This window comes from Luteibacter sp. NPDC104163 (assembly GCF_055584245.1).
On sequence record NZ_JBVJMK010000004.1, the window covers coordinates 191710 to 218398 of the forward strand.

The 26689-nt window shown below is 62.9% G+C and carries 30 protein-coding genes and 4 tRNA genes; all 34 read left to right on the plus strand.

Annotated features, from left to right (window positions below; translation table 11 throughout):
- Positions 1-52: 52 nt before the first annotated feature.
- Positions 53-538: an acyl-CoA thioesterase gene (locus ACZ6YI_RS07285; protein ID WP_440325101.1), complete on the plus strand. Its 486-nt coding sequence runs from the start codon at positions 53-55 to the stop codon at positions 536-538.
- 168 nt (positions 539-706) lie between these two features.
- Positions 707-792, plus strand: a tRNA-Tyr gene (locus ACZ6YI_RS07290).
- Positions 793-809: 17 nt separating this feature from the next.
- Positions 810-883 (plus strand) — tRNA-Gly (locus ACZ6YI_RS07295).
- A gap of 26 nt (positions 884-909) precedes the next feature.
- Positions 910-985 (plus strand) — tRNA-Thr (locus ACZ6YI_RS07300).
- A gap of 60 nt (positions 986-1045) precedes the next feature.
- Positions 1046-2236, plus strand: coding sequence for an elongation factor Tu (tuf, locus tag ACZ6YI_RS07305; protein WP_440325102.1), 1191 nt, complete (start codon positions 1046-1048; stop codon positions 2234-2236).
- A 93-nt stretch (positions 2237-2329) separates the two neighbouring features.
- Positions 2330-2405 (plus strand) — tRNA-Trp (locus tag ACZ6YI_RS07310).
- A gap of 13 nt (positions 2406-2418) precedes the next feature.
- Positions 2419-2814: a preprotein translocase subunit SecE gene (gene secE / locus ACZ6YI_RS07315; RefSeq protein WP_440325104.1), complete on the plus strand. Its 396-nt coding sequence runs from the start codon at positions 2419-2421 to the stop codon at positions 2812-2814.
- Positions 2815-2822: 8 nt separating this feature from the next.
- Positions 2823-3383, plus strand: coding sequence for a transcription termination/antitermination protein NusG (gene nusG / locus ACZ6YI_RS07320; RefSeq protein WP_465778055.1), 561 nt, complete (start codon positions 2823-2825; stop codon positions 3381-3383).
- A 192-nt stretch (positions 3384-3575) separates the two neighbouring features.
- The gene (rplK, locus tag ACZ6YI_RS07325; RefSeq protein ID WP_045829444.1) at positions 3576-4004 is read left to right on the plus strand and encodes a 50S ribosomal protein L11; all 429 of its coding nucleotides are present in this window, start codon (positions 3576-3578) and stop codon (positions 4002-4004) included.
- Between the two features lie 3 nt (positions 4005-4007).
- Positions 4008-4715 (plus strand): 50S ribosomal protein L1, encoded by a 708-nt coding sequence (rplA, locus tag ACZ6YI_RS07330; RefSeq protein WP_440327377.1) that lies wholly within the window; start codon positions 4008-4010, stop codon positions 4713-4715.
- A 335-nt stretch (positions 4716-5050) separates the two neighbouring features.
- Positions 5051-5575 carry a 50S ribosomal protein L10 gene (gene rplJ / locus ACZ6YI_RS07335; protein ID WP_247433808.1) on the plus strand — a complete coding sequence of 175 codons (525 nt, stop codon included), beginning with the start codon at positions 5051-5053 and terminating at the stop codon, positions 5573-5575.
- 49 nt (positions 5576-5624) lie between these two features.
- A complete protein-coding gene (rplL, locus tag ACZ6YI_RS07340) occupies positions 5625-5996 on the plus strand; it encodes a 50S ribosomal protein L7/L12 (protein ID WP_440327381.1) in 372 nt (123 codons plus the stop codon).
- Positions 5997-6235: 239 nt separating this feature from the next.
- Complete coding sequence (rpoB, locus tag ACZ6YI_RS07345) at positions 6236-10408, plus strand: DNA-directed RNA polymerase subunit beta (RefSeq protein ID WP_465778056.1); 4173 nt, start codon at positions 6236-6238, stop codon at positions 10406-10408.
- A gap of 25 nt (positions 10409-10433) precedes the next feature.
- Positions 10434-14648 (plus strand): DNA-directed RNA polymerase subunit beta', encoded by a 4215-nt coding sequence (gene rpoC / locus ACZ6YI_RS07350; protein WP_465778057.1) that lies wholly within the window; start codon positions 10434-10436, stop codon positions 14646-14648.
- A 173-nt stretch (positions 14649-14821) separates the two neighbouring features.
- Entirely contained in the window at positions 14822-15196 is a 375-nt protein-coding gene (gene rpsL / locus ACZ6YI_RS07355) for a 30S ribosomal protein S12 (protein ID WP_036115505.1), read from the plus strand.
- Positions 15197-15212: 16 nt separating this feature from the next.
- Positions 15213-15680 carry a 30S ribosomal protein S7 gene (gene rpsG, locus ACZ6YI_RS07360; protein WP_045829437.1) on the plus strand — a complete coding sequence of 156 codons (468 nt, stop codon included), beginning with the start codon at positions 15213-15215 and terminating at the stop codon, positions 15678-15680.
- A gap of 32 nt (positions 15681-15712) precedes the next feature.
- Positions 15713-17842 carry an elongation factor G gene (fusA, locus tag ACZ6YI_RS07365; protein ID WP_465778058.1) on the plus strand — a complete coding sequence of 710 codons (2130 nt, stop codon included), beginning with the start codon at positions 15713-15715 and terminating at the stop codon, positions 17840-17842.
- A 50-nt stretch (positions 17843-17892) separates the two neighbouring features.
- Positions 17893-19083: an elongation factor Tu gene (gene tuf / locus ACZ6YI_RS07370; RefSeq protein ID WP_440327825.1), complete on the plus strand. Its 1191-nt coding sequence runs from the start codon at positions 17893-17895 to the stop codon at positions 19081-19083.
- A gap of 456 nt (positions 19084-19539) precedes the next feature.
- Positions 19540-19851, plus strand: a complete 312-nt coding sequence (gene rpsJ / locus ACZ6YI_RS07375) for a 30S ribosomal protein S10 (RefSeq protein ID WP_014402136.1) — start codon at positions 19540-19542, stop codon at positions 19849-19851.
- Between the two features lie 20 nt (positions 19852-19871).
- On the plus strand, positions 19872-20513 hold the full coding sequence (gene rplC, locus ACZ6YI_RS07380) for a 50S ribosomal protein L3 (RefSeq protein WP_440327824.1): 642 nt from the start codon (positions 19872-19874) through the stop codon (positions 20511-20513).
- Positions 20514-20524: 11 nt separating this feature from the next.
- Positions 20525-21127, plus strand: a complete 603-nt coding sequence (gene rplD, locus ACZ6YI_RS07385) for a 50S ribosomal protein L4 (protein ID WP_465778059.1) — start codon at positions 20525-20527, stop codon at positions 21125-21127.
- The gene (gene rplW, locus ACZ6YI_RS07390) at positions 21124-21417 is read left to right on the plus strand and encodes a 50S ribosomal protein L23 (RefSeq protein WP_465778060.1); all 294 of its coding nucleotides are present in this window, start codon (positions 21124-21126) and stop codon (positions 21415-21417) included. The genes rplD and rplW overlap by 4 nt, the downstream gene beginning before the upstream one ends.
- 18 nt (positions 21418-21435) lie before the next feature.
- Positions 21436-22257 carry a 50S ribosomal protein L2 gene (gene rplB / locus ACZ6YI_RS07395; RefSeq protein ID WP_247433827.1) on the plus strand — a complete coding sequence of 274 codons (822 nt, stop codon included), beginning with the start codon at positions 21436-21438 and terminating at the stop codon, positions 22255-22257.
- A 13-nt stretch (positions 22258-22270) separates the two neighbouring features.
- Positions 22271-22543, plus strand: a complete 273-nt coding sequence (rpsS, locus tag ACZ6YI_RS07400) for a 30S ribosomal protein S19 (RefSeq protein WP_029213892.1) — start codon at positions 22271-22273, stop codon at positions 22541-22543.
- Complete coding sequence (gene rplV / locus ACZ6YI_RS07405; protein ID WP_045831128.1) at positions 22543-22878, plus strand: 50S ribosomal protein L22; 336 nt, start codon at positions 22543-22545, stop codon at positions 22876-22878. Before rpsS ends, rplV begins: the two co-directional genes overlap by 1 nt.
- A 15-nt stretch (positions 22879-22893) precedes the next feature.
- A complete protein-coding gene (gene rpsC, locus ACZ6YI_RS07410; protein WP_216155020.1) occupies positions 22894-23631 on the plus strand; it encodes a 30S ribosomal protein S3 in 738 nt (245 codons plus the stop codon).
- Positions 23632-23642: 11 nt separating this feature from the next.
- Positions 23643-24056 (plus strand): 50S ribosomal protein L16, encoded by a 414-nt coding sequence (gene rplP, locus ACZ6YI_RS07415; protein ID WP_247333719.1) that lies wholly within the window; start codon positions 23643-23645, stop codon positions 24054-24056.
- On the plus strand, positions 24056-24241 hold the full coding sequence (gene rpmC, locus ACZ6YI_RS07420) for a 50S ribosomal protein L29 (protein ID WP_440325454.1): 186 nt from the start codon (positions 24056-24058) through the stop codon (positions 24239-24241). Before rplP ends, rpmC begins: the two co-directional genes overlap by 1 nt.
- A 12-nt stretch (positions 24242-24253) precedes the next feature.
- Positions 24254-24514: a 30S ribosomal protein S17 gene (gene rpsQ / locus ACZ6YI_RS07425; RefSeq protein WP_139980301.1), complete on the plus strand. Its 261-nt coding sequence runs from the start codon at positions 24254-24256 to the stop codon at positions 24512-24514.
- 11 nt (positions 24515-24525) lie between these two features.
- Positions 24526-24894, plus strand: a complete 369-nt coding sequence (rplN, locus tag ACZ6YI_RS07430; RefSeq protein ID WP_029213886.1) for a 50S ribosomal protein L14 — start codon at positions 24526-24528, stop codon at positions 24892-24894.
- Positions 24895-24908: 14 nt separating this feature from the next.
- A complete protein-coding gene (gene rplX / locus ACZ6YI_RS07435; RefSeq protein ID WP_440325452.1) occupies positions 24909-25220 on the plus strand; it encodes a 50S ribosomal protein L24 in 312 nt (103 codons plus the stop codon).
- A 12-nt stretch (positions 25221-25232) separates the two neighbouring features.
- Positions 25233-25772, plus strand: a complete 540-nt coding sequence (gene rplE / locus ACZ6YI_RS07440; protein ID WP_440325450.1) for a 50S ribosomal protein L5 — start codon at positions 25233-25235, stop codon at positions 25770-25772.
- Positions 25773-25786: 14 nt separating this feature from the next.
- A complete protein-coding gene (gene rpsN / locus ACZ6YI_RS07445) occupies positions 25787-26092 on the plus strand; it encodes a 30S ribosomal protein S14 (protein ID WP_247433841.1) in 306 nt (101 codons plus the stop codon).
- A 201-nt stretch (positions 26093-26293) separates the two neighbouring features.
- On the plus strand, positions 26294-26689 hold the full coding sequence (gene rpsH, locus ACZ6YI_RS07450) for a 30S ribosomal protein S8 (protein WP_440325448.1): 396 nt from the start codon (positions 26294-26296) through the stop codon (positions 26687-26689).

Consider the following 26689-nt stretch of genomic DNA (forward strand, 5'->3'; position numbering starts at 1 on the left):
CGACAAGCCGCCCGGGCCGCATAATGCGCGCTTTCCCCAGCAAGGTAAGGGCATGCCCGGTACCCAGCGTGACGTTGAATTCCGATTCCTGGCCCAGCCCACCGACGTGAATTTCGGCGGGAAGGTCCACGGCGGCATGGTGATGAAGTGGATCGACCAAGCCGGCTACGCCTGCGCGGTGGGCTGGAGCGGGGCGTATTGCGTCACGGTCTCGGTCAGCGGCATCCAGTTCCTGGCGCCCATCCACATCGGCGACCTGGTGACGGTGTCGGCCCGCCTGATCCATACCGGCACCTCCAGCATGCACCTCGCGGTGGATGTGCTGGCCAGGGATTTGCGCAGCGGCGAACCGCGCCTGGCGACCAGTTGCGTCATGGTGTTCGTGGCGATGGACAAGCCGGATGGCGGCAAGCCGACCCCCGTTCCGCCGTGGGTGCCGGTGGAGGAGCGCGACCTGCGCCTGCAGGAATACGCGTTGAAGCTCATGGAAATGTCGCGGGCGATGGAGCCGCTGGTGAAGAAGACGCGCGAGATCTGAACCACTTCACAAAGGCCTAACGCCCTTGTATAGTTCGCGGCCGACCTGCCAGCTACCCGTACTGGTGGGTGTTGTCCGGGGTCTCCCAGGCTGTCACCGCAAGCGTTTGCAATGTGCGGAAGTTGTTGACAGTTTCGGGGGTGCTCGCGACAATAGGCGTTCTTTGTTGGAGGAATACCCAAGCGGCCAACGGGGGCAGACTGTAAATCTGCTGGCTTACGCCTTCGGTGGTTCGAATCCACCTTCCTCCACCATACGAGTTCCGCGCAGTGCGGGAGTAGTTCAATGGTAGAACTTCAGCCTTCCAAGCTGATTGTGCGGGTTCGATTCCCGTCTCCCGCTCCATTGATCCTCCGCGCGCTGCGTCATGTGCTCATGTAGCTCAGTCGGTAGAGCACTTCCTTGGTAAGGAAGAGGTCGCTGGTTCGATTCCAGTCATGAGCACCACTTCGTCGTACGCGACGGTTTCTTTTTCTCTAATTTGACTCCAACGGGAGTTTAGGTCTCATGGCAAAGGGTAAGTTCGAGCGCACCAAGCCGCACGTCAACGTCGGCACCATCGGTCACGTCGACCACGGCAAGACCACGCTGACCGCCGCACTGACGAAGGTCGGTGCAGAGCGTTTCGGTGGTGAGTTCAAGGACTACGGTTCGATCGACGCAGCGCCGGAAGAAAAGGCACGCGGCATCACGATCTCGACCGCCCACGTGGAATACGAATCGCCGACCCGTCACTACGGTCACGTCGATTGCCCGGGCCATGCTGACTACGTCAAGAACATGATCACCGGTGCCGCCCAGATGGACGGCGCGATCCTCGTCTGCTCGGCCGCTGACGGCCCGATGCCGCAGACCCGTGAGCACATCCTGCTCTCGCGTCAGGTCGGCGTGCCGTACATCGTCGTGTTCCTGAACAAGGCCGACATGGTCGACGACGCCGAGCTCCTCGAGCTCGTCGAGATGGAAGTTCGCGAACTGCTGTCGAAGTACGAGTTCCCGGGCGACGACACCCCGATCATCGCGGGTTCGGCCCGTCTCGCCCTAGACGGCGACCAGTCCGACATCGGCGTTCCGGCCATCATCAAGCTCGTTGACGCGCTTGACACCTGGATCCCGGAGCCGCAGCGCGAAATCGACAAGCCGTACCTGCTGCCGGTCGAAGACGTGTTCTCGATCTCGGGTCGCGGCACCGTCGTCACGGGTCGTATCGAGCGCGGCGTGATCAAGGTGGGTGATGCGGCTGAGGTCATCGGCCTCCGCGCTACGCAGAACACCACCGTGACCGGCGTCGAAATGTTCCGCAAGCTGCTGGATCAGGGTCAGGCCGGTGACAACGTCGGCGTGCTGGTCCGTGGCCTGAAGCGTGAAGACGTCGAGCGTGGCCAGGTCCTGGCCAAGCCGGGTTCGGTCACCCCGCACACGAACTTCGAGGGCGAGATCTACGTCCTGTCGAAGGACGAAGGCGGCCGCCACACCCCGTTCTTCAGCAACTACCGTCCGCAGTTCTACTTCCGTACCACGGACGTGACGGGCTCCATCAAGCTGCCGGAAGGCACCGAGATGGTGATGCCGGGCGACAACGTGAAGATCACGGTTGAGCTGGGCTTCCCGATCGCCATGGACGAAGGTCTGCGCTTCGCTATCCGCGAAGGTGGCCGCACCGTCGGCGCCGGCGTGGTGTCGAAGATCCTCAAGTGAGATCCGTGAAGCCGGCCCCCTGGGGTCGGCCTCCCGCCACGGGGCGGCTCAGTCCATGACTGGCCGCCCTCGTGGTTCAACCGTTTCACCTGTACGCCAGTAGCTCAATTGGCAGAGCAGCGGTCTCCAAAACCGCAGGTTGGGGGTTCGAGTCCCTCCTGGCGTGCCACTTTCGAGCACGCATGAACACGAAGGCACAAGAAGCCAAGGGCACAAGCCCGGCCGACATCGGCAAGCTGCTGCTTGCCTTCATCGTTCTCGCGGCCGGTATCACCGGCTTCTATTACTACGCCGACAATCCGAACGTCCCGGGCCTGGCCCGTGGTGCGGCTGTCGTCGTCGCCGTTGTCGCCGCCCTGGCGATCGGTGCATTCACGGCTCCGGGCCGTAAGCTGCGCAGCTTCCTTTCGGAGTCGCAGTTCGAGTTGCGCAAGGTCGTCTGGCCTTCGCGCGACGAAACGCTGAAGACCACCGGTATCATCATCGTGGTCGTCATCATTCTTTCGCTTCTGATGGGGCTCATCGACTGGCTGTTGAAGTCGATCGTGCTCGATTGGTTGCTCAAGCTCGGACACTGAGGTAAGGCATGAGCAAACGCTGGTACGTCGTTCACGCCTATTCGGGTTTCGAACAGCAGGTTCGCAAGGCCCTGACAGAGCGCGTCGTGCGCGAGGGCATGGAAGAGAAGTTCGGTGAAATCCTGGTTCCGACCGAGGAAGTCATCGAGATGCGCGGCGGCCAGAAGCGCCGCAGCGAGCGCAAGTTCTTCCCTGGTTATGTCCTGGTCCAGATCGAAACCGATACCAACGGCAAGACGCCGCGTATCGATGACGAGTGCTGGCACCTGGTCAAGGAAACCCCGAAGGTCATGGGCTTCATCGGCGGCACCGCCGATCGTCCGCACCCGATCCGGGATTCCGAGGCCGACGCGATCCTGAGCCGGGTCCGCGAAGGCGTTGAAAAGCCCCGTCCGAAGGTTCTCTTCGAGCCGGGCGAGATGGTCCGTGTCACCGAGGGCCCGTTCAACGACTTCAACGGCGTGGTCGAGGAAGTCAATTACGAAAAGAGCCGCCTGCGCGTCGCGGTGCTCATTTTCGGTCGTTCCACCCCGGTCGAGCTCGAGTTCGGCCAGGTCGAGAAGGCCTGAGGCCGCCAAGGCGGCCTTACCGGCACGGCGTTTGCATAAGCCGTGTGAAGTGCCTATAATGCCCGGTTCACGCTGGAGCTTTGTGCTCCGGCGTGTCCGTGTTTACGGGGTCCGCAGGTGCGGATTCCATCATTCCCAGGGATGGCCAACAGCGAGGAGCCGCAAGGCGCCAGCACTCGCGAGGAACGTAAAATGGCAAAGAAAGTCATTGGTTACATCAAGTTGCAGGTGAAGGCCGGTCAGGCCAACCCGTCGCCGCCGGTGGGTCCCGCCCTCGGTCAGCGCGGCCTGAACATCATGGAATTCTGCAAGGCGTTCAATGCCGCCACGCAGAAGCTCGAGCCGGGTCTCCCGATCCCGGTCGTGATCACGGCCTACTCGGACCGTACCTTCACCTTCATCACGAAGACCCCGCCGGCCTCGATCCTCCTCAAGAAGATCACGGGCGTGGCCAAGGGCTCGCAGAAGCCGAACACCGACAAGGTGGGCAAGGTCACCCGTGCGCAGCTCGAGGAAATCGCGAAGCAGAAGGAGCCGGATCTCACGGCTGCTGATCTGGATGCCGCCGTGCGTACGATCGCCGGCAGCGCGCGTTCCATGGGTCTGGTGGTGGAGGGTTAAGACATGGCAAAGATCACCAAGCGTATGAAGGCCGCAGCGGCCGCCGTCCAGCCGGGCAAGACCTACGGCATCGACGAAGCTCTCAAGATCGTCAAGGACAACGCCAAGGCGAAGTTCGCTGAGTCGGTGGACGTGTCCATCCGCCTCGGCATCGACGCCAAGAAGTCGGACCAGGGCGTCCGCGGTTCCTCGCTGCTGCCGCACGGCACCGGCAAGACCGTTCGCGTCGCCGTGTTCGTGCCGGCCGGTGAGAAGGCTGACGCCGCGCTCGCCGCTGGCGCCGACGCCGTCGGTATGGACGACCTCGCCGAGAAGATGCAGGCGGGCGACCTGAACTACGGTCGCGTCATCGCCACGCCGGACGCCATGCGCGTCGTCGGTAAGCTCGGCCAGGTGCTCGGTCCCCGTGGCCTGATGCCGAACCCGAAGGATGGCTCGGTCACCGCTGACGTCGCCACGGCCGTGAAGAACGCCAAGGCCGGCCAGGTGAAGTTCCGTAACGACAAGGGTGGCATCATCCACGCGACCATCGGCAAGGCCAGCTTCGACGCTGCCCAGCTCGCCGACAACCTGAATGCCCTGCTGGGCGACCTCGTGAAGGCCAAGCCGGCTGCCGCGAAGGGCCAGTACATCCAGAAGGTTGCGCTGTCGAGCACCATGGGCGTGGGCGTGCCGGTCGATACCTCGACCGTGAACACCTCGGCCAAGTAAGTGTTACGACCCTCGCCGGTTCGCCGGCGAGGGCACGTTTTTGAGGGCAGCCCGGTTGAAACATCGGGCAGCCGTCAAAGACCGCAGGCGCGATCAGCGCGCGATGGCGACGAGCAGGGAGCTCGTGTTGGCAAGGAACCGCCGTCATCGTTAGCGGGTTCGCTTAATCGGGTCCCAAGGCCCAGCCGGCGTAGATGGTGCAGCCCCTTCTGGAATCGTTTCGACTCTGGAATGGCCACCACCCCCGGGACGTAGCCCGTCCCCGACGTCAGGATGATGTCGCCCAGGACCGCAAGCGGCAGGAGTCGTGAGCGGAGTTCAATTGGAGGAGTGCAATGGCTCTCAATCTTTCTCAGAAGCAAGAAGTAGTCGCAGAGCTCGCTGAGGTTGCCGCGAAGGCACACTCCTTGGTCGCTGCCGAATACGCAGGCACCACGGTCTCGCAGATGACCGCGATGCGTAAGAAGGCTCGCGAGTCGGGCGTGTTCCTGAAAGTTGTCAAGAACACCCTGGCCGCACGCGCTGTTGCCGGTACCGAGTTCGAGGTCGTCGCTGACGCCCTGACCGGTCCGCTGCTGTACGCGTTCTCGACCGAGGAACCGGGCGCCGCTGGCCGCCTGATCAAGGAATTCGCGAAGACCAACGACAAGCTCAAGCCGAAGGTCGTTTCCATCGAGGGCAAGCTGTTCGACGCCAAGCACGTCGACGTGCTGGCCTCGCTGCCGACCCGCGAAGAAGCGCTGGCCATGCTGGCCCGCGTGCTGGCCGAGCCGGTCACCATGTTCGCTCGCGCGATCAAGGCCGTCGCGGACAAGCAGGGTGGTGGCGAAGTCGCCGCCGAAGCCCCGGCTGAAGCCTGATCTCGCTGACTCTTTTCTCATCGAAACCCATTTCAGAAGGTAAGAAACAATGTCCACCCTGACCACCGAACAGATCGTTGAAGCCATCAAGGCCAAGTCCCTGACGGAAATCATGGAACTGGTGAAGTCGATCGAAGACACCTTCGGCGTCTCCGCTGCTGCCCCGGTTGCCGCTGCTGCTGCCGGCCCGGCCGCTGCCGCTGCTGAAGAGCAGACCGAGTTCGACGTGATCCTCAAGTCCGCTGGCGACAAGAAGGTCGACGTGATCAAGGCCGTCCGCGCCATCACCGGCCTGGGCCTGAAGGAAGCCAAGGACCTCACCGAAGCCGGTGGCGTCGTGAAGGAAGCTGCTTCGAAGGAAGACGCTGCCAAGTTCAAGAAGGATCTGGAAGCTGCCGGCGCCACGGTCGAACTCAAGTAATCGGCGCCTTGCGCGCCTTACGTTCGACTTAGCGTCAAGCCAGGCCTGGGGGCGTAAGCCCCCGGGCTTTGGCCGTTCTGAATGCTGTACGTGTAGTTGTTCCATCCCGTCGCAAATGGGACATCGCGATTCGAGAGCCGCCTCCAGCGGGCTCCGCGGTTCGAATCCCGATCTCCGATTTTCGATTCACCTTCAGCCATCGCACGCCAGGCGGTGGCACTACCGAGGCGGTAAAAAACATGACCTACTCGTTTACCGAGAAGAAGCGCATCCGCAAGGATTTCGGCAAGCGGCCCCCCGTGCTGGGCGTGCCCAACCTGCTGACCATCCAGACCGACTCGTACAAGGAATTCCTGCAGGAGCACACCAACCCGAAGGCGCGTGAAGAGAAAGGCCTGCACGCGGCCCTGAAGTCGGTGTTCCCGATCTCGAGCTATTCCGGCAACGCCGCCCTCGAATATGTCGACTATCGCCTCGGCGAGCCGGCGTTCGACGAGCGCGAGTGCCGCAACCGTGGCATGACCTTCGGTGCGCCGCTGCGCGCCACCGTGCGCCTGGTCATCTACGACAAGGACAGCCCGGCCTCGAAGAAGGCCGTGAAGTACGTGAAGGAACAGGAAGTCTACATGGGCGAAATTCCGCTCATGACCGACACCGGCACCTTCATCATCAACGGCACCGAGCGCGTCATCGTCTCGCAGCTGCACCGTTCGCCGGGCGTGTTCTTCGACCACGACCGCGGCAAGACCCACAGCTCGGGCAAGCTGCTGTTCTCCGCGCGCGTCATTCCTTACCGTGGTTCGTGGCTCGATTTCGAGTTCGACCCGAAGGATGCGCTGTTCACCCGTATCGACCGCCGCCGCAAGCTGCCGGTCACGGTGCTCCTGCGCGCGCTCGGCTACAACAACGAAGAGATGCTCAGCATCTTCTTCGAGCACAACGTGTTCCACCTGGGCAAGAAGGACGCGGTCACGCTTGATCTCGTCGCCGAGCGCCTGCGCGGTGAAACCCTCTCGTTCGACCTCGTGGTCGATGGCAAGGTGCTGGTCGAAGCCGGCAAGCGCATCACTGCGCGCCACGTCCGCCAGCTGGCGAACGAGAAGATCGCCACGCTCGAAGTGCCGGACGACTACCCGGTCGGCCGCATCGTCGCGATCGACATGATCGACAAGGACACCGGCGAAGTCATCGCCGCGGCCAACGACGAGCTGACCCTCGAGCACCTCGAGCACTTCCGCAAGGCCGGTATCGAAACCGTGCCGACGCTGTACGTGAACGACCTCGATCGCGGTGCGTACATCTCGAACACGCTGCGCATCGACAACACGCGCACGCAGCTCGAGGCCCTGGTCGAAATCTACCGGATGATGCGTCCGGGCGAGCCGCCGACCAAGGATGCCGCGCAGAACCTGTTCTTCAACCTGTTCTTCACCTTCGACCGCTACGACCTGTCGGCCGTGGGCCGCATGAAGTTCAACCGCCGCGTCGGCCGCAAGGACGTCGTGGGCCCGGGCGTGCTCTACGACCACAAGTACTTCAGCGACCGTAAGGAAGAAGAGTGCCAGCGCCTCATCGGCGAGCTCGGCGAAACCTCCGACGTGCTCGACGTGCTGCGCGTGCTCATCGATATCCGCAACGGCATCGGGACGGTCGACGATATCGACCACCTCGGTAACCGCCGCGTGCGTTCGGTCGGCGAAATGGCGGAAAACACCTTCCGCATCGGTCTCGTCCGCGTTGAACGCGCGGTTCGCGAGCGCCTTTCGCTGGCTGAATCCGAAGGCCTGACCCCGCAGGAACTCATCAACGCCAAGCCGGTCGCGGCGGCGGTGAAGGAGTTCTTCGGTTCGTCGCAGCTCTCGCAGTTCATGGACCAGAACAACCCGCTGTCGGAAGTGACGCACAAGCGCCGCGTCTCGGCACTGGGCCCAGGCGGCCTGACCCGCGAGCGCGCCGGCTTCGAAGTCCGCGACGTGCACCCGACCCATTACGGCCGCGTCTGCACCATCGAAACGCCGGAAGGCCCGAACATCGGCCTGATCAACTCGCTGGCCGTGTACGCCCGCACCAATGCCTACGGCTTCCTCGAGACGCCGTACCGCAAGGTCGAGAACGGCAAGGTCACCGACAAGGTCGATTACCTCTCCGCGATCGAAGAGGGCGACCACGTCATCGCGCAGGCGAACTCGCCGCTCTCGAAGGAAGGCAAGTTCCTCGAAGACTTCGTGTCCTGCCGTTTCCGCGGCGAGTCCGAGCTGCGTCCGTCGGCCGAGATCAACTACATGGACGTTTCGCCCATGCAGACGGTGTCGGTGGCAGCCGCGCTCGTGCCGTTCCTCGAGCACGATGACGCGAACCGCGCACTCATGGGCGCGAACATGCAGCGCCAGGCCGTTCCGACCCTGCGCAGCCAGAAGCCGCTCGTCGGCACGGGCATCGAGCGCGCCGTGGCGCGTGACTCGGGCGTCACCGTGGCCGCCAAGCGTGGTGGTGTCATCGACCAGGTCGATGCCGCCCGTATCGTCGTGCGCGTCAACGAAGCCGAAGTGGGCGACGATGATGCCGGCGTCGATATCTACACGCTGACCAAGTACACCCGCTCCAACCAGAACACCAACCTCAACCAGCGTCCGCTGGTGAACGTCGGTGACGTGGTGGCCGTGGGCGACACGCTGGCCGACGGTTCGTCGACCGACCTGGGCGAGCTCGCGCTCGGCCAGAACATGCTCGTCGCCTTTATGCCGTGGAACGGCTACAACTTCGAAGACTCGATCCTCATCTCCGAGCGCGTCGTGCAGGAAGATCGCTATACCTCGATCCACATCGAGGAGCTGACCTGCATCGCCCGTGACACGAAGCTGGGCGCCGAGGAAATCACCGCGGACATCCCGAACGTCGGCGAGCAGGCCCTGGCCCGCCTCGACGAGAGCGGCATCGTCTACATCGGTGCAGAAGTGAAGGCCGGCGACATCCTGGTGGGTAAGGTCACGCCGAAGGGCGAGAGCCAGCTCACCCCGGAAGAAAAGCTCCTCCGCGCCATCTTCGGCGAGAAGGCCTCGGACGTTAAGGACAGCTCGCTGCGCGTGCCCCCGGGCATGGACGGCAACGTCATCGACGTGCAGGTCTTCACCCGCGACGGCATCGAGAAGGACAAGCGCGCCAAGCAGATCGAAGAGACTGAACTGAAGCGTATCCGCAAGGATCTCGACGACCAGTTCCGCATCCTTGAAGGCGCCATCTACGCCCGTATGCGTGCGCAGCTGGTGGGCAAGACCGCGATGAGCGGCCCGGCCGGCCTGAAGCGTGGCGCGGTTATCGATGATGCTTACCTGGACGGCCTGAAGAAGGACGACTGGTTCAAGATCAACGTCAAGGAAGAGGAAGTCTCCGAGTTCCTCGAGCGCGCGGCCGAGCAGGTCAAGCGCCACAAGGAGAACTTCGACAAGCGCTTCAAGGAGAAGCAGGGCAAGATCACCCAGGGCGACGACCTCGCGCCGGGCGTGCTCAAGATGGTCAAGGTCTATCTTGCCGTTAAGCGCCGCATCCAGCCGGGCGACAAGATGGCCGGCCGCCACGGTAACAAGGGTGTCGTGTCGATGATCGTTCCGGTCGAAGACATGCCGTTCTCGGCTGACGGCCGTCCGGTCGACATCTGCCTGAACCCGCTGGGCGTGCCGTCGCGTATGAACATCGGCCAGATTCTCGAAGTCCACCTTGGTTGGGCTGCGAAGGGTCTCGGCCACAAGATCGACGCGATGATCCAGGCCCAGGAAACCCCGGCCAAGCTGCGCGAGTTCCTGCACGAGGTGTACAACCACGGCAACGCCGGCGCCGAAGGTGCCACGCGCCTGGTCGACCTGGCCTCGATGACGGATACCGAGATCGTCAACCTGGCGGACAACCTGCGTGACGGCGTCCCGATGGCCACCCCGGTCTTCGACGGTGCCGAGGAAACCGAAATCAAGCACATGCTGAAGCTTGCGGGCCTGCCGGAATCCGGCCAGACCGTGCTGTTCGATGGCCGTACCGGCGAGGCGTTCGATCGCCCGGTCACCGTCGGCTACATGCACATGCTGAAGCTGAACCACCTCGTCGACGACAAGATGCACGCGCGTTCGACCGGTCCGTACTCGCTCGTTACCCAGCAGCCGCTGGGCGGCAAGGCGCAGTTCGGCGGCCAGCGCTTCGGCGAAATGGAAGTCTGGGCGCTGGAAGCTTACGGCGCGGCGTACACCCTGCAGGAAATGCTGACGGTCAAGTCGGATGACGTGCAGGGCCGTAACCAGATGTACAAGAACATCGTCGACGGCAACCACGAAATGGCTGCGGGCATGCCGGAGTCCTTCAACGTCCTCGTGAAGGAAATCCGCTCGCTCGGTATCGACATCGAGCTCGAAGAGCTCCACAAGTGATCGTCGCGGCTATCGGAGATTACGCATGAAAGACCTGCTCAATCTGTTCAACCAGCAGCGACAGACGCTGGACTTCGACGCGATCAAGATCGCCCTGGCTTCGCCGGAGCTGATCCGCTCGTGGTCGTACGGCGAAGTGAAGAAGCCGGAAACCATCAACTACCGCACGTTCAAGCCTGAGCGTGACGGTCTGTTCTGCGCGGCCATCTTCGGTCCGATCAAGGACTACGAGTGCCTGTGCGGTAAGTACAAGCGCATGAAGCACCGCGGCGTGGTGTGCGAGAAGTGCGGCACCGAGGTCACCCTGGCCAAGGTCCGTCGCGAGCGCATGGGCCACATCGAGCTGGCCAGCCCGACCGCGCACATCTGGTTCCTGAAGTCGCTGCCGTCGCGCATCGGCCTCATGCTGGACATGACGCTGCGTGACATCGAGCGCATCCTGTACTTCGAAGCGTTCGTCGTGATCGATCCGGGCCTGACCGCGCTCGAGCGCGGCCAGCTGCTCAGCGAAGACCAGTATCTGGAAGCCACCGAAGAGCACGGCGACGAGTTCGATGCCCGCATGGGCGCCGAGGCCGTCTACGAGCTGCTGAAGAGCCTCGACCTGCCGGGCGAAGTCATCCGCCTGAAGGAAGAGATCTCCTCGACCAATTCGGAAACCAAGCTGAAGCGCCTCACCAAGCGCGTGAAGCTGATCGAGGCGTTCCTGGAATCCGGCAACAAGCCGGAGTGGATGGTGCTGACCGTCCTCCCGGTGCTCCCGCCGGACCTGCGCCCGCTCGTCCCGCTGGACGGCGGCCGTTTCGCCACGTCCGACCTGAACGACCTGTACCGCCGCGTCATCAACCGTAACAACCGCCTGAAGCGCCTGCTCGAACTCGCTGCGCCGGACATCATCGTCCGCAACGAGAAGCGCATGCTGCAGGAATCGGTCGATGCGCTGCTCGACAACGGCCGCCGCGGCCGTGCCATCACCGGCACGAACAAGCGCGCGCTGAAGTCGCTGGCCGACATGATCAAGGGCAAGCAGGGCCGCTTCCGCCAGAACCTGCTGGGCAAGCGCGTCGACTACTCGGGCCGTTCGGTCATCGTGGTCGGTCCGACCCTGCGCCTGCACCAGTGCGGCCTGCCGAAGAAGATGGCGCTCGAGCTGTTCAAGCCCTTCATCTTCGCCAAGCTGCAGGCTCGTGGTGAAGCCACCACGATCAAGGCGGCCAAGAAGCTCGTCGAGCGCGAAGAGTCGCAGGTGTGGGACATCCTCGAAGAGGTGATCCGCGAACATCCAGTCATGCTGAACCGTGCGCCCACGCTGCACCGTCTCGGCATCCAGGCGTTCGAGCCGGTGCTCATCGAAGGCAAGGCGATCCAGCTGCATCCGCTCGTCTGTACCGCGTTCAACGCGGACTTCGACGGTGACCAGATGGCCGTGCACGTGCCGCTCTCGATCGAGGCGCAGCTCGAAGCCCGCGCCCTGATGATGTCGTCGAACAACGTGCTGTCGCCAGCGAACGGCGAGCCGATCATCGTGCCGTCGCAGGACGTCGTGCTCGGCCTGTACTACATGACCCGTGAGCTGGTGAACGCGAAGGGCACCGGCATGGTGTTCGCGAACCTCGGCGAAGTGCGTCGCGCCTATGACAACCGTGCGGTCGAACTGCACGCGAAGGTCAAGGTCCGCGTGCGCGTGTTCAACGTGTCGGAGACCGGCGAGCGCACGGCAAGCACCCAGATCGTGGATACCACGGTCGGTCGCGCCCTGCTGGCCGAGATCATCCCGGAAGGCCTCCCGTTCGCCCTGGTGAACACGGAGCTGACCAAGAAGAACATCTCGCGCCTGATCAACCAGAGCTACCGTCTCCTTGGTCTCAAGGAATCGGTCGTGTTCGCGGATAAGCTGATGTACACCGGCTTCCGTTTCGCGACGCGCGCCGGTATCTCGATCGGAATCGACGACATGAAGATCCCGGCTGAGAAGAAGGCGATCCTCGAGGAAGCCGAGAAGGAAGTCGTCGAGATCCAGGAGCAGTACCAGTCGGGTCTCGTGACCGCCGGTGAGCGCTACAACAAGGTCGTCGACATCTGGTCGCGTACGAACGAACTCGTCGCGAAGGCCATGATCGACGGTATCGGTACCGAGAAGGTCACCGATGCCGAAGGCAAGCAGGTCAACCAGAAGACGATGAACTCGCTGTACATCATGGCTGACTCGGGTGCGCGTGGTAGCGCGGCCCAGATTCGTCAGCTTGCCGGTATGCGCGGCCTCATGGCGCGTCCGGACGGCTCGATCATCGAGACGCCGATTAAGGCGAACTTCCGCGAAGGCCTGAACGTCCTCCAGTACTTCAACTCCACCCACGGTGCTCGTAAGGGCCTGGCGGATACGGCGCTGAAGACGGCGAACTCGGGTTACCTGACCCGTCGTCTCGTCGACGTGGCCCAGGACGTGGTCATCACCGAGCACGATTGCGGCACCGAAGACGGCGTGATGATGGCGCCGATCGTGGAAGGCGGCGACGTCGTCGAGCCGCTGCGCGAGCGCGTGCTTGGCCGTACGGTGGTCGAAGACGTCTACGCCCCGGGCGAAGGCGACGAGCCGATCGTCACCCGCGATACGCTGCTTGACGAAAGCCTGGTCGACAAGCTCGACAAGGCCGGCGTCCAGCTGATCAAGGTGCGTTCGCCGATCACCTGCCGTGCCAGCCATGGCGTGTGCGCCCTGTGCTACGGCCGCGATCTGGCCCGTGGCCACCTGGTCAACATGGGTGAGGCCGTGGGCGTGGTTGCCGCGCAGTCCATCGGTGAGCCGGGTACCCAGCTGACGATGCGTACGTTCCATATCGGTGGTGCGGCTTCCCGTGCCGCTGCCGTGGATAACGTCACCGTCCGCACCACCGGTTCGCTGAAGTTCAACAACCTGAAGTCGGTCGAGCACTCGGCCGGCCACCTGGTTGCCGTATCGCGTTCGGGCGAAGTCAGCGTCATCGACGTGAACGGCCGCGAGCGTGAGCGTTACAAGGTGCCTTACGGTGCGACCATCGCAGTGAAGGACGGCGACCCGGTGAAGGCCGGCCAGACCGTCGCGAACTGGGATCCGCATACCCACCCGATCGTCACGGAAGTGGCCGGTGTGGTCCGCTTCATCGACTTCATCGATGGCGTGACCGTCCAGTCGCAGACCGACGAACTGACCGGCCTCGAGTCGGCGGTGGTGACCGATCCGAAGCGTCGCGGTACGCAGGCCAAGGATCTGCGCCCGATCGTCCGCCTGGAAGACAGCAAGGGCCGTGAGCTCAAGCTGCCGGGTACGGACATCGCGGCCCAGTACTTCCTGCCGGCCGGCGCCATCGTGTCGATCCAGAACGGCGCCGAAGTGGGCGTGGGTGACGTCGTCGCCCGTATCCCGCAGGAAACGTCGAAGACCCGCGACATCACCGGTGGTCTTCCGCGCGTGGCCGATCTGTTCGAAGCCCGTAAGCCCAAGGAGCCGGCGATCCTCGCCGAGCGCTCGGGCATCATCAGCTTCGGCAAGGACACCAAGGGCAAGCAGCGTCTCATCATCAAGGATGCGGATGGCAACGAGCACGAAGAGCTGATCCCGAAGTGGCGTCAGGTCATCGTGTTCGAAGGCGAGCACGTGGAGAAGGGCGAAACCGTCGTGGACGGCGAGCCGAATCCGCATGACATCCTGCGCCTGCTGGGTGTCGAGCCGCTGGCCAGCTACCTGGTCAAGGAAATCCAGGACGTGTACCGCCTGCAGGGCGTGAAGATCAACGACAAGCACATCGAAGCGATCATTCGCCAGATGCTCCGCAAGGTCGAGATCACCGAGGCAGGGGACAGCACGTACCTCCGCGGCGAGCAGGTCGAGCGCGTCCGGATCAACGAGGAAAACGAGCGCGCCGAGAAGCGTGGCGAGCGTCCGACCGAGTTTGAATCGGTCTTGCTCGGCATCACCAAGGCCTCCCTCGCCACCGAGTCGTTCATCTCGGCGGCCTCGTTCCAGGAGACCACCCGCGTCCTCACCGAGGCGGCGGTCCGGGGCACCCGCGATACGTTGCGTGGCCTCAAGGAAAATGTTATTGTTGGGCGGCTAATCCCTGCGGGTACGGGTCTGGCCTACCACGCTTCGCGTCGTAGCCAGAGCGGCCTGACGGACCAGGATCTCCAGACCCTCCAGGGTTCGGGTTCCTCCGTCACGTTCGAAGAAGCTCCCGCCGGGTCCAACGATAGCGCCGAGTGAGGCTCCTGTACGGGCTTCGCCCGTACATACGAAATGAGGTGCATGGATGCACCTCGTGTTCGGATTCAGGGACGATGGGTGCCAGCCGCATAGTGCGGTGGCGCACGTCAAAATCGCTTATACGGCGGGCCGATCATTCGGTCTGCCTTTATGTTTCTCAGGAATAGCTTCGCATGACGACAGTCAACCAGTTGGTGCGCAAATCCCGCAGCCCGAAGGCTTACAAGAGCGCTTCGCCGGCCCTGCAGAGCAGCCCGCAGCGCCGCGGTGTTTGCACGCGCGTTTATACGACCACCCCGAAGAAGCCGAACTCGGCGCTGCGTAAGGTTGCCAAGGTGCGCCTCACCAACGGTTTCGAAGTCATCAGCTACATCGGTGGCGAAGGTCACAACCTCCAGGAGCACTCGGTGGTCCTGATCCGCGGCGGTCGCGTCAAGGATCTCCCGGGTGTGCGTTACCACACGGTTCGCGGCAGTCTCGACTGCGCCGGCGTGACCAAGCGTCGCAAGTCGCGCTCGAAGTACGGCGCCAAGCGCCCGAAGAGCTGAGTAAAGGACAAGAATTATGTCGCGTAAAGGTTCCCATCCCGCCCGTGTGGTCCTCCCGGACCCGAAGCACGGAAGCCAGCTGATCGCCCGCTTCATCAACATGGTGATGAAGTCCGGCAAGAAGTCGGTCGCTGAAGCCATCGTCTACGGTGCCCTCGAGGCCATCGGCGAGAAGCACGCAGAGCCGGTCCAGCTGGTCGAAAAGGCCCTCGGCAATATCGCCCCGGCCGTCGAAGTGAAGTCCCGCCGCGTCGGCGGTGCGACCTACCAGGTGCCGGTCGAAGTCCGTCCGGGCCGCCGTATGGCTCTCGCCATGCGTTGGGTCATCGATGCCGCCCGCAAGCGTGGCGAGACGTCGATGCCGCGCAAGCTGGCTGCTGAACTCCTCGAGGCTTCCGAGTCCCGTGGCGGCGCCGTCAAGAAGCGCGAAGAAACGCACCGCATGGCAGAGGCCAACAAGGCCTTCTCGCATTACCGCTGGTAATCCCCTTCCAGCTTCAGATCTGAGGAAAGACCGTGGCACGCACCACTCCCATCGAGCGCTACCGCAATTTCGGCATCATGGCTCATATCGATGCCGGCAAGACCACCACGACGGAGCGCATCCTGTTCTACACCGGTGTCAGTCACAAGATTGGCGAGGTGCACGACGGCGCTGCGACGATGGACTGGATGGAGCAGGAGCAGGAACGCGGTATCACCATCACTTCCGCCGCCACCACGGCGTTCTGGAAGGGTATGGACCGTTCGCTGCCCGAGCACCGTTTCAACATCATCGACACCCCGGGACACGTTGACTTCACCATCGAAGTGGAGCGTTCGCTCCGCGTGCTCGATGGCGCTGTGTTCGTGCTCTGCGCGGTGGGTGGTGTGCAGCCGCAGTCGGAAACCGTGTGGCGCCAGGCCAACCGTTACAAGGTGCCGCGCCTTGCGTTCGTCAACAAGATGGACCGCACGGGTGCCAACTTCTACAAGGTCGTCGACCAGCTGAAGTCGCGCCTCGCCGCCAACCCGGTGCCGATGCAGGTGCCGATCGGCGCCGAAGACAACTTCGAAGGCGTCGTCGATCTGCTCAAGATGAAGGCCATCAAGTGGGACATGGAGTCCCAGGGCATGAAGTTTGAGTACGTCGACATCCCGGCCGACCTCGTCGAGAAGGCCGAGGCCGACCGTACCGCCATGATCGAAGCCGCGGCGGAAGCCACGGAAGAGATGATGGACAAGTACCTCGGCGGCGAAGAGCTGACCGAAGCCGAGATCATCGAAGGTCTGCGTCTGCGCACCCTGCGCAGCGAGATCATCCCGGTGTTCTGCGGTACCGCGTTCAAGAACAAGGGCGTCCAGGCGATGCTCGACGCCGTCGTCAACCTGCTCCCGTCGCCCATCGACCGTCCGCCGGTCGAAGGCGTGAACGAAGACGAGCAGCCGGATACCCGTCCGGCCAAGGACGACGCGCCGTTCTCGGCTCTCGCGTTCAAGATCATGACGGATCCGTTCGTCGGCGCGCTGACGTTCTTCCGTGTCTATTCGGGCACGCTGAACGCCGGTGACCAGGTGTACAACCCGGTCAAGTCGAAGAAGGAGCGCATCGGCCGCATCCTGCAGATGCACGCCAACGAGCGTCACGAACTGAAGGAAGTCCGCGCTGGCGATATCGCCGCGGCGGTCGGCCTGAAGGACGTCACGACCGGTGACACGCTCTGCGCGCAGGACAGCATCATCACCCTCGAGCGCATGTCGTTCCCGGAGCCGGTGATCTCGATGGCGGTGGAGCCGAAGACCAAGTCGGACCAGGAAAAGATGGGTATCGCCCTCGGCCGTCTGGCTGCGGAAGATCCGTCGTTCCGCGTCCGTACGGACGAAGAATCGGGCCAGACGATCATCTCGGGCATGGGCGAGCTTCACCTGGACATCCTGGTGGACCGCATGAAGCGCGAGTTCAACGTCGAAGCCAACGTCGGCAAGCCGCAGGTGGCTTACCGCGAAACGATCCAGGCTCAGGACGTCAAGTCGGATTACAAGCACGCCAAGCAGTCGGGTGGTAAGGGTCAGTACGGTCACGTCGTGATCGAGCTGTCGCCGATCTCGGATGCCGACCGCGCTGACGAGAAGCTCGCCGCTGGTATCAAGGACGACTTCCTGTTCATCAACGACATCACGGGCGGCGTGATTCCGAAGGAATTCATCCCGTCGGTTGAAAAGGGCCTCCGCGAGACGATCACCGCGGGTCCGCTCGCCGGCTTCCCGGTGGTGGGCGTCAAGGTCAAGCTCGTGTTCGGTTCGTACCACGACGTCGACTCGTCGGAAATGGCGTTCAAGCTCGCCGCTTCGATGGCGTTCAAGCAGGGCTTCGCGAAGGCGCAGCCGGTGCTGCTCGAGCCGATCATGAAGGTCGAGGTCGTGACGCCGGAAGACTACGTCGGTGACGTGATGGGCGATATCTCGCGTCGTCGCGGCATGCTGACCGGTCAGGAAGAGACCCCGTCCGGCAAGACCGTCAACGCGATGATTCCGCTCGGTGAAATGTTCGGCTACGCCACCTCGCTGCGTTCGCAGACCCAGGGCCGCGCCACGTTCACCATGGAATTCGACCACTATGAGCCGGCGCCGAAGAACATCGCCGACGAGGTCATGAAGAAGTCCTGATAGGGCTTCTTCATTCCACCCTATTCAACGATCTTTAGAGGTTCCAAGTCATGGCAAAGGGTAAGTTTGAGCGTAACAAGCCGCACGTCAACGTCGGCACCATCGGCCACGTCGACCACGGCAAGACCACGCTGACCGCCGCGCTGACGAAGGTCGGTGCAGAGCGCTTCGGTGGCGAGTTCAAGGACTACGGTTCGATCGACGCGGCGCCGGAAGAGAAGGCTCGTGGTATCACGATCTCGACCGCCCACGTGGAATACGAATCGGCCACGCGCCACTACGCGCACGTCGATTGCCCGGGCCACGCTGACTACGTCAAGAACATGATCACCGGTGCCGCCCAGATGGACGGCGCGATCCTCGTCTGCTCGGCCGCTGACGGCCCGATGCCGCAGACCCGCGAGCACATCCTGCTCTCGCGTCAGGTCGGCGTGCCGTACATCCTGGTCTTCCTGAACAAGGCCGACATGGTCGACGACGCCGAGCTCATGGAGCTCGTCGAGATGGAAGTCCGCGAACTGCTCTCGAAGTACGACTTCCCGGGCGACGACACCCCGATCATCAAGGGTTCGGCTCGTCTGGCTCTCGAAGGCGACCAGTCGGAAATCGGCGTGCCGGCGATCATCAACCTCGTTGATGCGCTGGACACCTGGATCCCGACCCCGGAACGCGACATCGACAAGACCTTCCTGATGCCGGTGGAAGACGTGTTCTCGATCTCGGGCCGCGGCACCGTCGTCACGGGTCGTATCGAGCGTGGCGTCATCAAGGTCGGTGAAGAAATCGAAGTCGTCGGCATCCGCGACACCCAGAAGACCACGGTCACGGGCGTCGAGATGTTCCGCAAGCTGCTCGACCAGGGCCAGGCAGGCGACAACGCCGGCCTCCTGCTCCGCGGCCTGAAGCGCGACGACGTGCAGCGCGGCCAGGTGCTGGCCAAGACCGGCACGATCAAGCCGCACACCGAGTTCGAAGCCGAGGTGTACGTGCTGTCGAAGGATGAGGGTGGTCGTCATACCCCGTTCTTCAACAACTACCGTCCGCAGTTCTACTTCCGCACCACCGACGTCACCGGCGCGATCAAGCTGCCGGAAGGCGTGGAAATGGTGATGCCGGGTGACAACGTGAAGATGTCGGTCACCCTGATCCACCCGATCGCCATGGACGCCGGCCTGCGCTTCGCTATTCGCGAAGGCGGCCGTACCGTTGGCGCCGGCGTGGTCTCCAGCATCACGAAGTAAGCCATCCAGGCCCTCATGGGGTCAGGGAAGGGCGGGGGCGAAAGCCCCCGCCTTTTTTTTGGCTATTTTTTAGCCAGAAGGGGTTCCTATTTCAAAACTACCCGGCTATACTCGTCGGGCTATATCCCCCGAGTGCCCTAGCGGTGCCGGGACCACGCGAAATGAGGTGCACGGAAAGCGCTTCGAGTTCGCAGGCAGGGAAGCCGGATAGGATGCCGCAATCTAGGCCAACGGGCGCGAGCTCTGTTGACCTAACGTTTTGCGCATTCTATACTTTTCTGTCTGGGCAGGCCGTTTTCGCGGCCTGCCTGACTTTTTCGGGTCGTTCAGGGCGCCTTTTGGCGTTCCCGGGCGGCCCGTTGCGGCACCCGTAGTTGGCAATACCTGGGTTGTGCGGGGTGGCGAGAAGCCACTTCGAATCACAAGAACGTTCTTTCGAAAATAGGACACGGTTTTATGGCGAACCAAAAGATTCGCATTCGGCTCAAGGCGTTCGATCATCGTCTGATCGACCGTTCGGCCAGCGAGATCGTCGAGACGGCCAAGCGCACTGGCGCGACGGTCCTCGGCCCGATCCCCCTGCCGACCAAGATTGAGCGCTACACCATCCTGGTGTCGCCGCACGTCGACAAAGATGCCCGCGACCAGTACGAGACCCGTACTCACAAGCGCGTTCTGGACATCGTCGATCCGAATGACAAGACCGTGGACGCGCTCATGAAGCTCGATCTTGCTGCCGGCGTCGACGTGCAGATCAAGCTGGGCTGAGCGGATAAAAGGATACGAAGATGAGTATCGGACTGGTTGGCCGCAAGTGCGGCATGAGCCGGCTCTTCACTGAAGATGGCCGCTCGATTCCGGTGACGCTGATTGAAGCGACCCCGAATCGCGTGACCCAGGTGAAGACCACCGAAGTGGATGGCTACAGCGCCATTCAGGTCACTGCTGGCGCCAAGCGCGCTTCGCTGCTGACGAACCCCGCCAAGGGTCACTACGCCAAGGCCAAGGTTGAGCCGGGCCGTGGCCTGTGGGAATTCCGCCTCAACGCGGAAGACGCTGGCAAGTACGAAGTCGGCGCCGAGCTGACCGCTGAAGCCGTGTTCTCCGTCGGTCAGACGGTTGACGTCGCTGGCGTGTCGAAGGGCAAGGGCTTCCAGGGCACCATCAAGCGTCACCACTTCAAGATGGGCGACGCTACCCACGGTAACTCGCTGTCGCATCGTGCCCCGGGCTCGATCGGCCAGCGCCAGACGCCGGGCCGCGTGTTCCCTGGCAAGAAGATGGCGGGCCACATGGGTGCGGTCAATCGCACCGTGCAGGGCCTGGAAGTGGTCAAGGTCGACGCCGAGCGTCATCTCATCGCGGTCAAGGGCGCTGTTCCTGGCGCGCCGGGTGGCGATGTCGTGATCCGTCCGACGACCAAGGGTTGAGGAGAGACGCCATGGAACTGAATGTTATTGGCGCCAAGTCGCTCACCGTCTCGGACGAAGTGTTCGGCGGCGAGTACAAGAAGGCCCTCGTGCACCAGGTCGTCACTGCCTACCAGGCTGGCGGTCGTGCAGGCACCAAGGCGCAGCTGTCGCGCGGTGACCTGTCCGGTACCACGAAGAAGTTCAAGAAGCAGAAGGGCGGCGGCGCCCGTCACGGTGACTACCGTGCCCCGATCTTCGTGGGCGGTGGTGTGACGTTCGCAGCGAAGCCGCGCAGCTTCGAGCAGAAGGTCAACCGCAAGGCTTACCGCGTTGCCATCCGCTCGATCGTTGCCGAGCTGAACCGTCAGGGTCGCCTGAAGGTCGTCTCCGAACTGTCGATCGAGAAGGCAAGCACCAAGGCGATGATCGCCAAGCTCGCCGAGCTCGAAGTCAAGGGTCGTGTCCTGCTGGTGTCGGAAGACGCCACCGAGGCGCTGTACCTGTCCGCCCGCAATATTCCGTACATCCACGTCGTCGACGTGCTGGCCCTGAACCCGGTCAGCCTGGTCGGTAGCGACTTCGTCGTCATGACGGTGGACGCGGTCAAGAAGGTCGAGGAGTGGCTCGCATGAGCACCGAACGCACGCTCAACACGCTGCGCGCACCGCACATCTCTGAAAAGGCTGCCCGCCTCGCTGAGCACAACCAGTATGTGTTCATCGTGGCTCCCGAGGCGACCAAGGCTGATGTCGCGATCGCGGTCGAGGAGCTCTTCGACGTCAAGGTCGTGGACGTGAACCTCGTGAATACCAAGGGCAAGGTCAAGTCGTTCCGCTTCCGCACTGGCAACCGCCAGGGCAAGCGCAAGGCTTACGTCCGCCTCGCCGATGGCCACACGATCGACGTGTCGGCCAAGGCCTGAGCCAGGAGTTGAATTGAGATGGCACTGATCACTCACAAGCCGACCTCCCCGGGCCGCCGCGACGCAGTCAGCGTGCGGACCGAAGGTCTGCACAAGGGCGCGCCGTACGCCGCCCTGACCGAATCGCAGTCGAAGACCGGCGGTCGCAACCATTTTGGTCGCATCACCACCCGTCATCGCGGCGGCGGTCACAAGCAGGCTTACCGCATCATCGATTTCAAGCGTGACAAGGAAGGCATTGCCGCCGTTGTCGAGCGCCTGGAATACGACCCGAACCGCACCGCGCACATCGCGCTGCTGTGCTACGCCGACGGCGAGCGCCGCTACATCATCGCGCCGAAGGGCGTGGCGGTGGGCGACCGTCTCGTGTCGGGTTCCGACTCGCCGATCAAGCCGGGCAACTGCCTGCCGCTTCGTTCGATCCCGGTCGGTTCCACGATCCACTGCATCGAAATGAAGCCGGGCAAGGGTGCGCAGATCGCGCGCTCGGCCGGTGCCTCGGTCCAGCTGGTCGCTCGCGAGCAGGGTTACGCCACGCTGCGTCTTCGCTCCGGCGAAATGCGCCGCGTCCCGGTCGAATGCCGCGCCACCATCGGTGAAGTCGGCAACTCGGAGCACTCCCTCCGCAAGCTCGGCAAGGCCGGTGCGAAGCGTTGGAAGGGCATCCGTCCGACCGTCCGCGGCGTTGTCATGAACCCGGTCGACCATCCGCACGGCGGTGGTGAAGGCCGTACCTCCGGCGGCCGTCATCCGGTCAGCCCGTGGGGCACGCCGACCAAGGGTTACAAGACGCGCAACAACAAGCGCACCCAGCAGTTCATCGTGCGTCGTCGCAAGTAATTAGGAAACGATCATGCCGCGCTCTCTAAAGAAAGGTCCGTTCGTTGACCTGCACCTCGTAAAGAAGGTGGAAGCCGCCGTTTCCGCCAATAACAAGCGTCCGATCAAGACCTGGTCGCGTCGCTCGATGATCCTGCCGGAGATGGTCGGCCTGACCATCGCCATCCACAACGGCCGCCAGCACGTGCCGGTGCTTATCAACGAGAACATGGTCGGGCACAAGCTCGGCGAGTTCGCGGTGACCCGCACCTACAAGGGCCACGCCGGCGATAAGAAGGGCAAGTGATGAGCACTGAAGCCAAAGCGATCCTGCGTGGCGCCCGCATCTCGGCGCAGAAGGCACGCCTGGTGGCAGACCTGGTCCGCGGCATGCCCGTCGGCCGGGCCAGCGACACGCTTGCCTACACCAACAAGAAGGCCGCCCACCTTGTCCGCAAGGTGCTGCTGTCCGCCGTCGCCAACGCCGAGAACAATCTCGGTGCGGACGTCGACGAACTGAAGGTCACCCGCATTTTCGTCGACGAAGGTCAGGCGATGAAGCGTATGTATGCCCGCGCCAAAGGCCGCGGCTCGCGCATCCTGAAGCGCACCAGCCACATCACTGTGGTTGTTGGTAACTGACTGGGGTAAGAGACGATGGGTCATAAAGTTCATCCCACCGGTATCCGCCTCGGCATTGCCAAGGACTGGAACTCGAAGTGGTACGCCAACAAGGGTGAGTACGCCCAGTACCTCGCTGCCGACCTCAAGGTCCGCGAGATGCTGCGCAAGAAGCTCGCCGCCGCCGGTATCTCGAAGATCCAGATCGAGCGCCCGGCCAAGACCGCCCGCGTGACGATCCACACCGCCCGTCCGGGCGTGGTGATCGGCAAGAAGGGTGAAGACATCGAGAAGCTTCGCAAGGAAGTCACCGACATGATGGGCGTCCCGACGCACATCAACGTCAGCGAAGTCCGCAAGCCGGAACTCGACGCACAGCTGGTTGCCGAGTCGATCGCGCAGCAGCTCGAGCGCCGCATCATGTTCCGTCGCGCGATGAAGCGCTCGGTTGGCAACGCCATGCGCCTCGGCGCCCTGGGCATCAAGATCAACGTCTCCGGCCGTCTGAACGGCGCCGAGATCGCGCGCTCCGAGTGGGCTCGTGAAGGTCGCGTGCCGCTCCACACCCTCCGCGCTGACATCGACTACGGCACCGCCGAAGCGAAGACCCAGTACGGCATCATCGGTGTGAAGGTGTGGGTCTATAAGGGCGAGATCTTCGACCTGGCGGCCGCCACGGCCGAGGCGTCGAAGGAAGATCAGCAGCCGCAGCAGTCGTCGCGTCGTGATGGTGGTGAAAACCGCCGTGAACGCGGCGAGCGCTCTGCCAAGTAAGGAGCGTTGCCATGTTGCAACCAAAGCGTACCAAGTTCCGCAAGATGTTTAAGGGCCGCAACGACGGCCTGGCGTTTACCTCGAACGTCGTGAGCTTCGGCGAATACGGCCTCAAGGCGACGACGCACGGTCAGCTGACCGCGCGCCAGATCGAAGCGGCCCGTCGTTGCATCACCCGCTTCGTCAAGCGCGGTGGCAAGCTGTGGATTCGCGTGTTCCCGGACAAGCCGATCACCCGCAAGCCCATCGAAGTTCGAATGGGTGCCGGTAAGGGTGGCGTCGAGTTCTGGGTCGCCGAGATCCAGCCGGGCCGCATGCTTTATGAAATCGAAGGTGTCGACGAAGCCACCGCACGTGAGGCCATGCGCCTTGCCGCGGCCAAGCTCTCGGTCCAGACCCAGTTCGTGTCCAGGGCGGTGATGTAATGGCCATCAAAGAAATCAAAGACAAGTCGGCGGAAGAGCTGAACCAGCATCTGCTGGACCTTCGCAAGGAGCAGTTCAATCTGCGCATGCAGAAGGGCTCCGGCCAGCTCACCCAGCCGCACCAGCTGCGCCGCGTTCGGCGCGACATCGCCCGCACGAAGTTCGTGCTCGGCGAGAAGAAGTAAGGGACGGCGGATATGAGCGATAACACGAAAACTGCGCGTACCCTCGTCGGTCGCGTCATTAGCAACAAGATGGCCAGCACGGTCACGGTACTGATCGAGCGCCAGGTGCAGCACCCGCTGCTCGGCAAGATCATCCGTCGTTCCACCAAGCTCCACGCGCACGATGAAACCGGTGCGAACGAGGGCGACGTGGTGCGTATCGCGGAGTGCCGTCCGCTGTCGAAGACCAAGCATCACCGCGTGGTCGAAATCGTCACGCGCGCTGAAGTCTAAGGAGAGCTGCGATGATCCAAGTACAGAGCATGCTTTCCGCGGCTGATAACAGCGGCGCGAAGGAAATGATGTGCATCAAGGTGCTGGGCGGCTCGAAGCGCCGTTACGCCAGCGTCGGTGATGTGATCAAGGTGACGATCAAGGACGCCATCCCCCGCGGTAAGGTCAAGAAGGGTGAGGTGTACAACGCCGTGGTGGTTCGTACCGCCAAGGGTGTGCGTCGCCCCGATGGTTCCGTGATCCGTTTCGACGGTAACGCGGCCGTCATCCTCAACAACAAGCTCGAGCCGATCGGTACCCGTATTTTCGGGCCGGTTACCCGCGAGCTGCGCAGCGAGAAGTTCATGAAGATCGTCTCGCTCGCGCCCGAAGTGCTCTGAGCGGAGGCCAGACCATGAACCGTATCCGCAAGGGTGACCACGTCGTCGTGATCACCGGCAAGAACAAGGGCCAGCGCGGCGATGTCCTGCGCGTTGATGGCGACCGCGTGGTCGTCTCCAACGTCAACATCATCAAGCGTCACACCAAGCCGAACCCCCAGGCCAACCAGCCTGGCGGTATCGTCGAGCGTGAGGCCTCGATCCATATCTCCAATGTCCAGCTCTTCAACTCCGCCACGAACAAGGGCGAGCGCGTTGGCACCAAGACGCTCGAGGACGGGCGCAAGGTGCGCGTGTTCGCCTCTGGCGAAGTGGTCGACGCGTAAGGAACCGAAGTCATGACCCGTCTTGAAACGTTTTACAAAGAGTCGGTAATGAAGAAGCTCACTGAGCGCTTCGGTTACCAGAACGTCATGGAAGTCCCGCGCATCACGAAGATCACGCTCAACATGGGCGTCGGCGAAGCCGCCGGTAACAAGAAGATCCTCGAGAACGCCGTGGCCGACATGGCCAAGATCTCCGGCCAGAAGCCGGTCACCACGAAGGCTCGCGTCTCCGTCGCATCGTTCAAGATCCGCGACGGCTGGCCGATCGGTTGCAAGGTCACCCTGCGCCGTGCCCAGATGTGGGAGTTCCTGGATCGCCTGATCAACGTCTCGCTGCCGCGTACGCGCGACTTCCGTGGCGTCTCGGGTCGCGCTTTCGATGGCCGTGGTAACTACAACTTCGGCATCAAGGAACAGATCATCTTCCCGGAAATCGACTTCGACCAGGTCGACGCGCTGCGCGGTATGGATATCTCCATCACCACCACCGCGAAGTCCGACGAAGAAGCCAAGGCACTGCTGGAAGCCTTCAGCTTCCCGTTCCGCAACTGATTACCAGGTAGAACATGGCTAAGACCTCGATGATCGAGCGCGACCTCAAGCGCTCCAAGCTCGCCAAGAAGTACGCCGCCAAGCGCGCCGAACTCAAGGCGATCGTCCTGAGCGCCACCGCCTCGTATGACGAGAAGATGGAAGCCCAGACCAAGCTGCAGAAGCTGCCGCGTGACGCTTCGCCGTCGCGTCAGCGCAACCGCTGCGCCCTGACCGGTCGCCCGCGTGGCGTCTACAGCAAGTTCGGCCTCGGCCGCAACAAGCTGCGCGAAGCCACCATGCGTGGCGACGTGCCGGGCCTGCGCAAGGCCAGCTGGTAAGAAGCTGATACCGCCCCTCGCGGGGCGGCCCGGCCGGGCCCTTCGGGGCGGGGCAGGGACCTGGGCTGGGCAGAAGTTGCCCAACCCGCGACAGCCTGATATAGTCGTCGGTCTGCGCAATGCAGACCGACGCCTTGTCGGCTTTACAATTTAAAGATCTCCGGTAATTCGGATATCGGTGCACTCTCAAGGGTTTTTTCTATGAGCATGACTGATCCCATCGCCGATCTGTTTACGCGCATCCGCAATAGCCAGGCCACTGGCAAGTCGGTTGTCCGTATGCCGTCGTCGAAGATGAAGCTGGCCCTCGCCCAGCTCCTGCAGAACGAAGGCTATGTCCTCGATGCGCGCGTTGCCGACGAAAACGGCAAGCCGGTCCTCGAGATCAAGCTGAAGTATTTCGAAGGCCGTCCGGCTATCGAAACCATTTCCCGTGTCAGCCGTTCGGGCCTCCGCGTTTACCGCGGCAAGGACGAGCTGCCGAAGGTCCTCGGTGGCCTGGGTATCTCGATCATCTCCACCTCCGCCGGTCTTCTGACCGACGCACAGGCCCGTGCTAAGGGTCTGGGTGGCGAAGTCATCGGCCAGGTGGCGTAA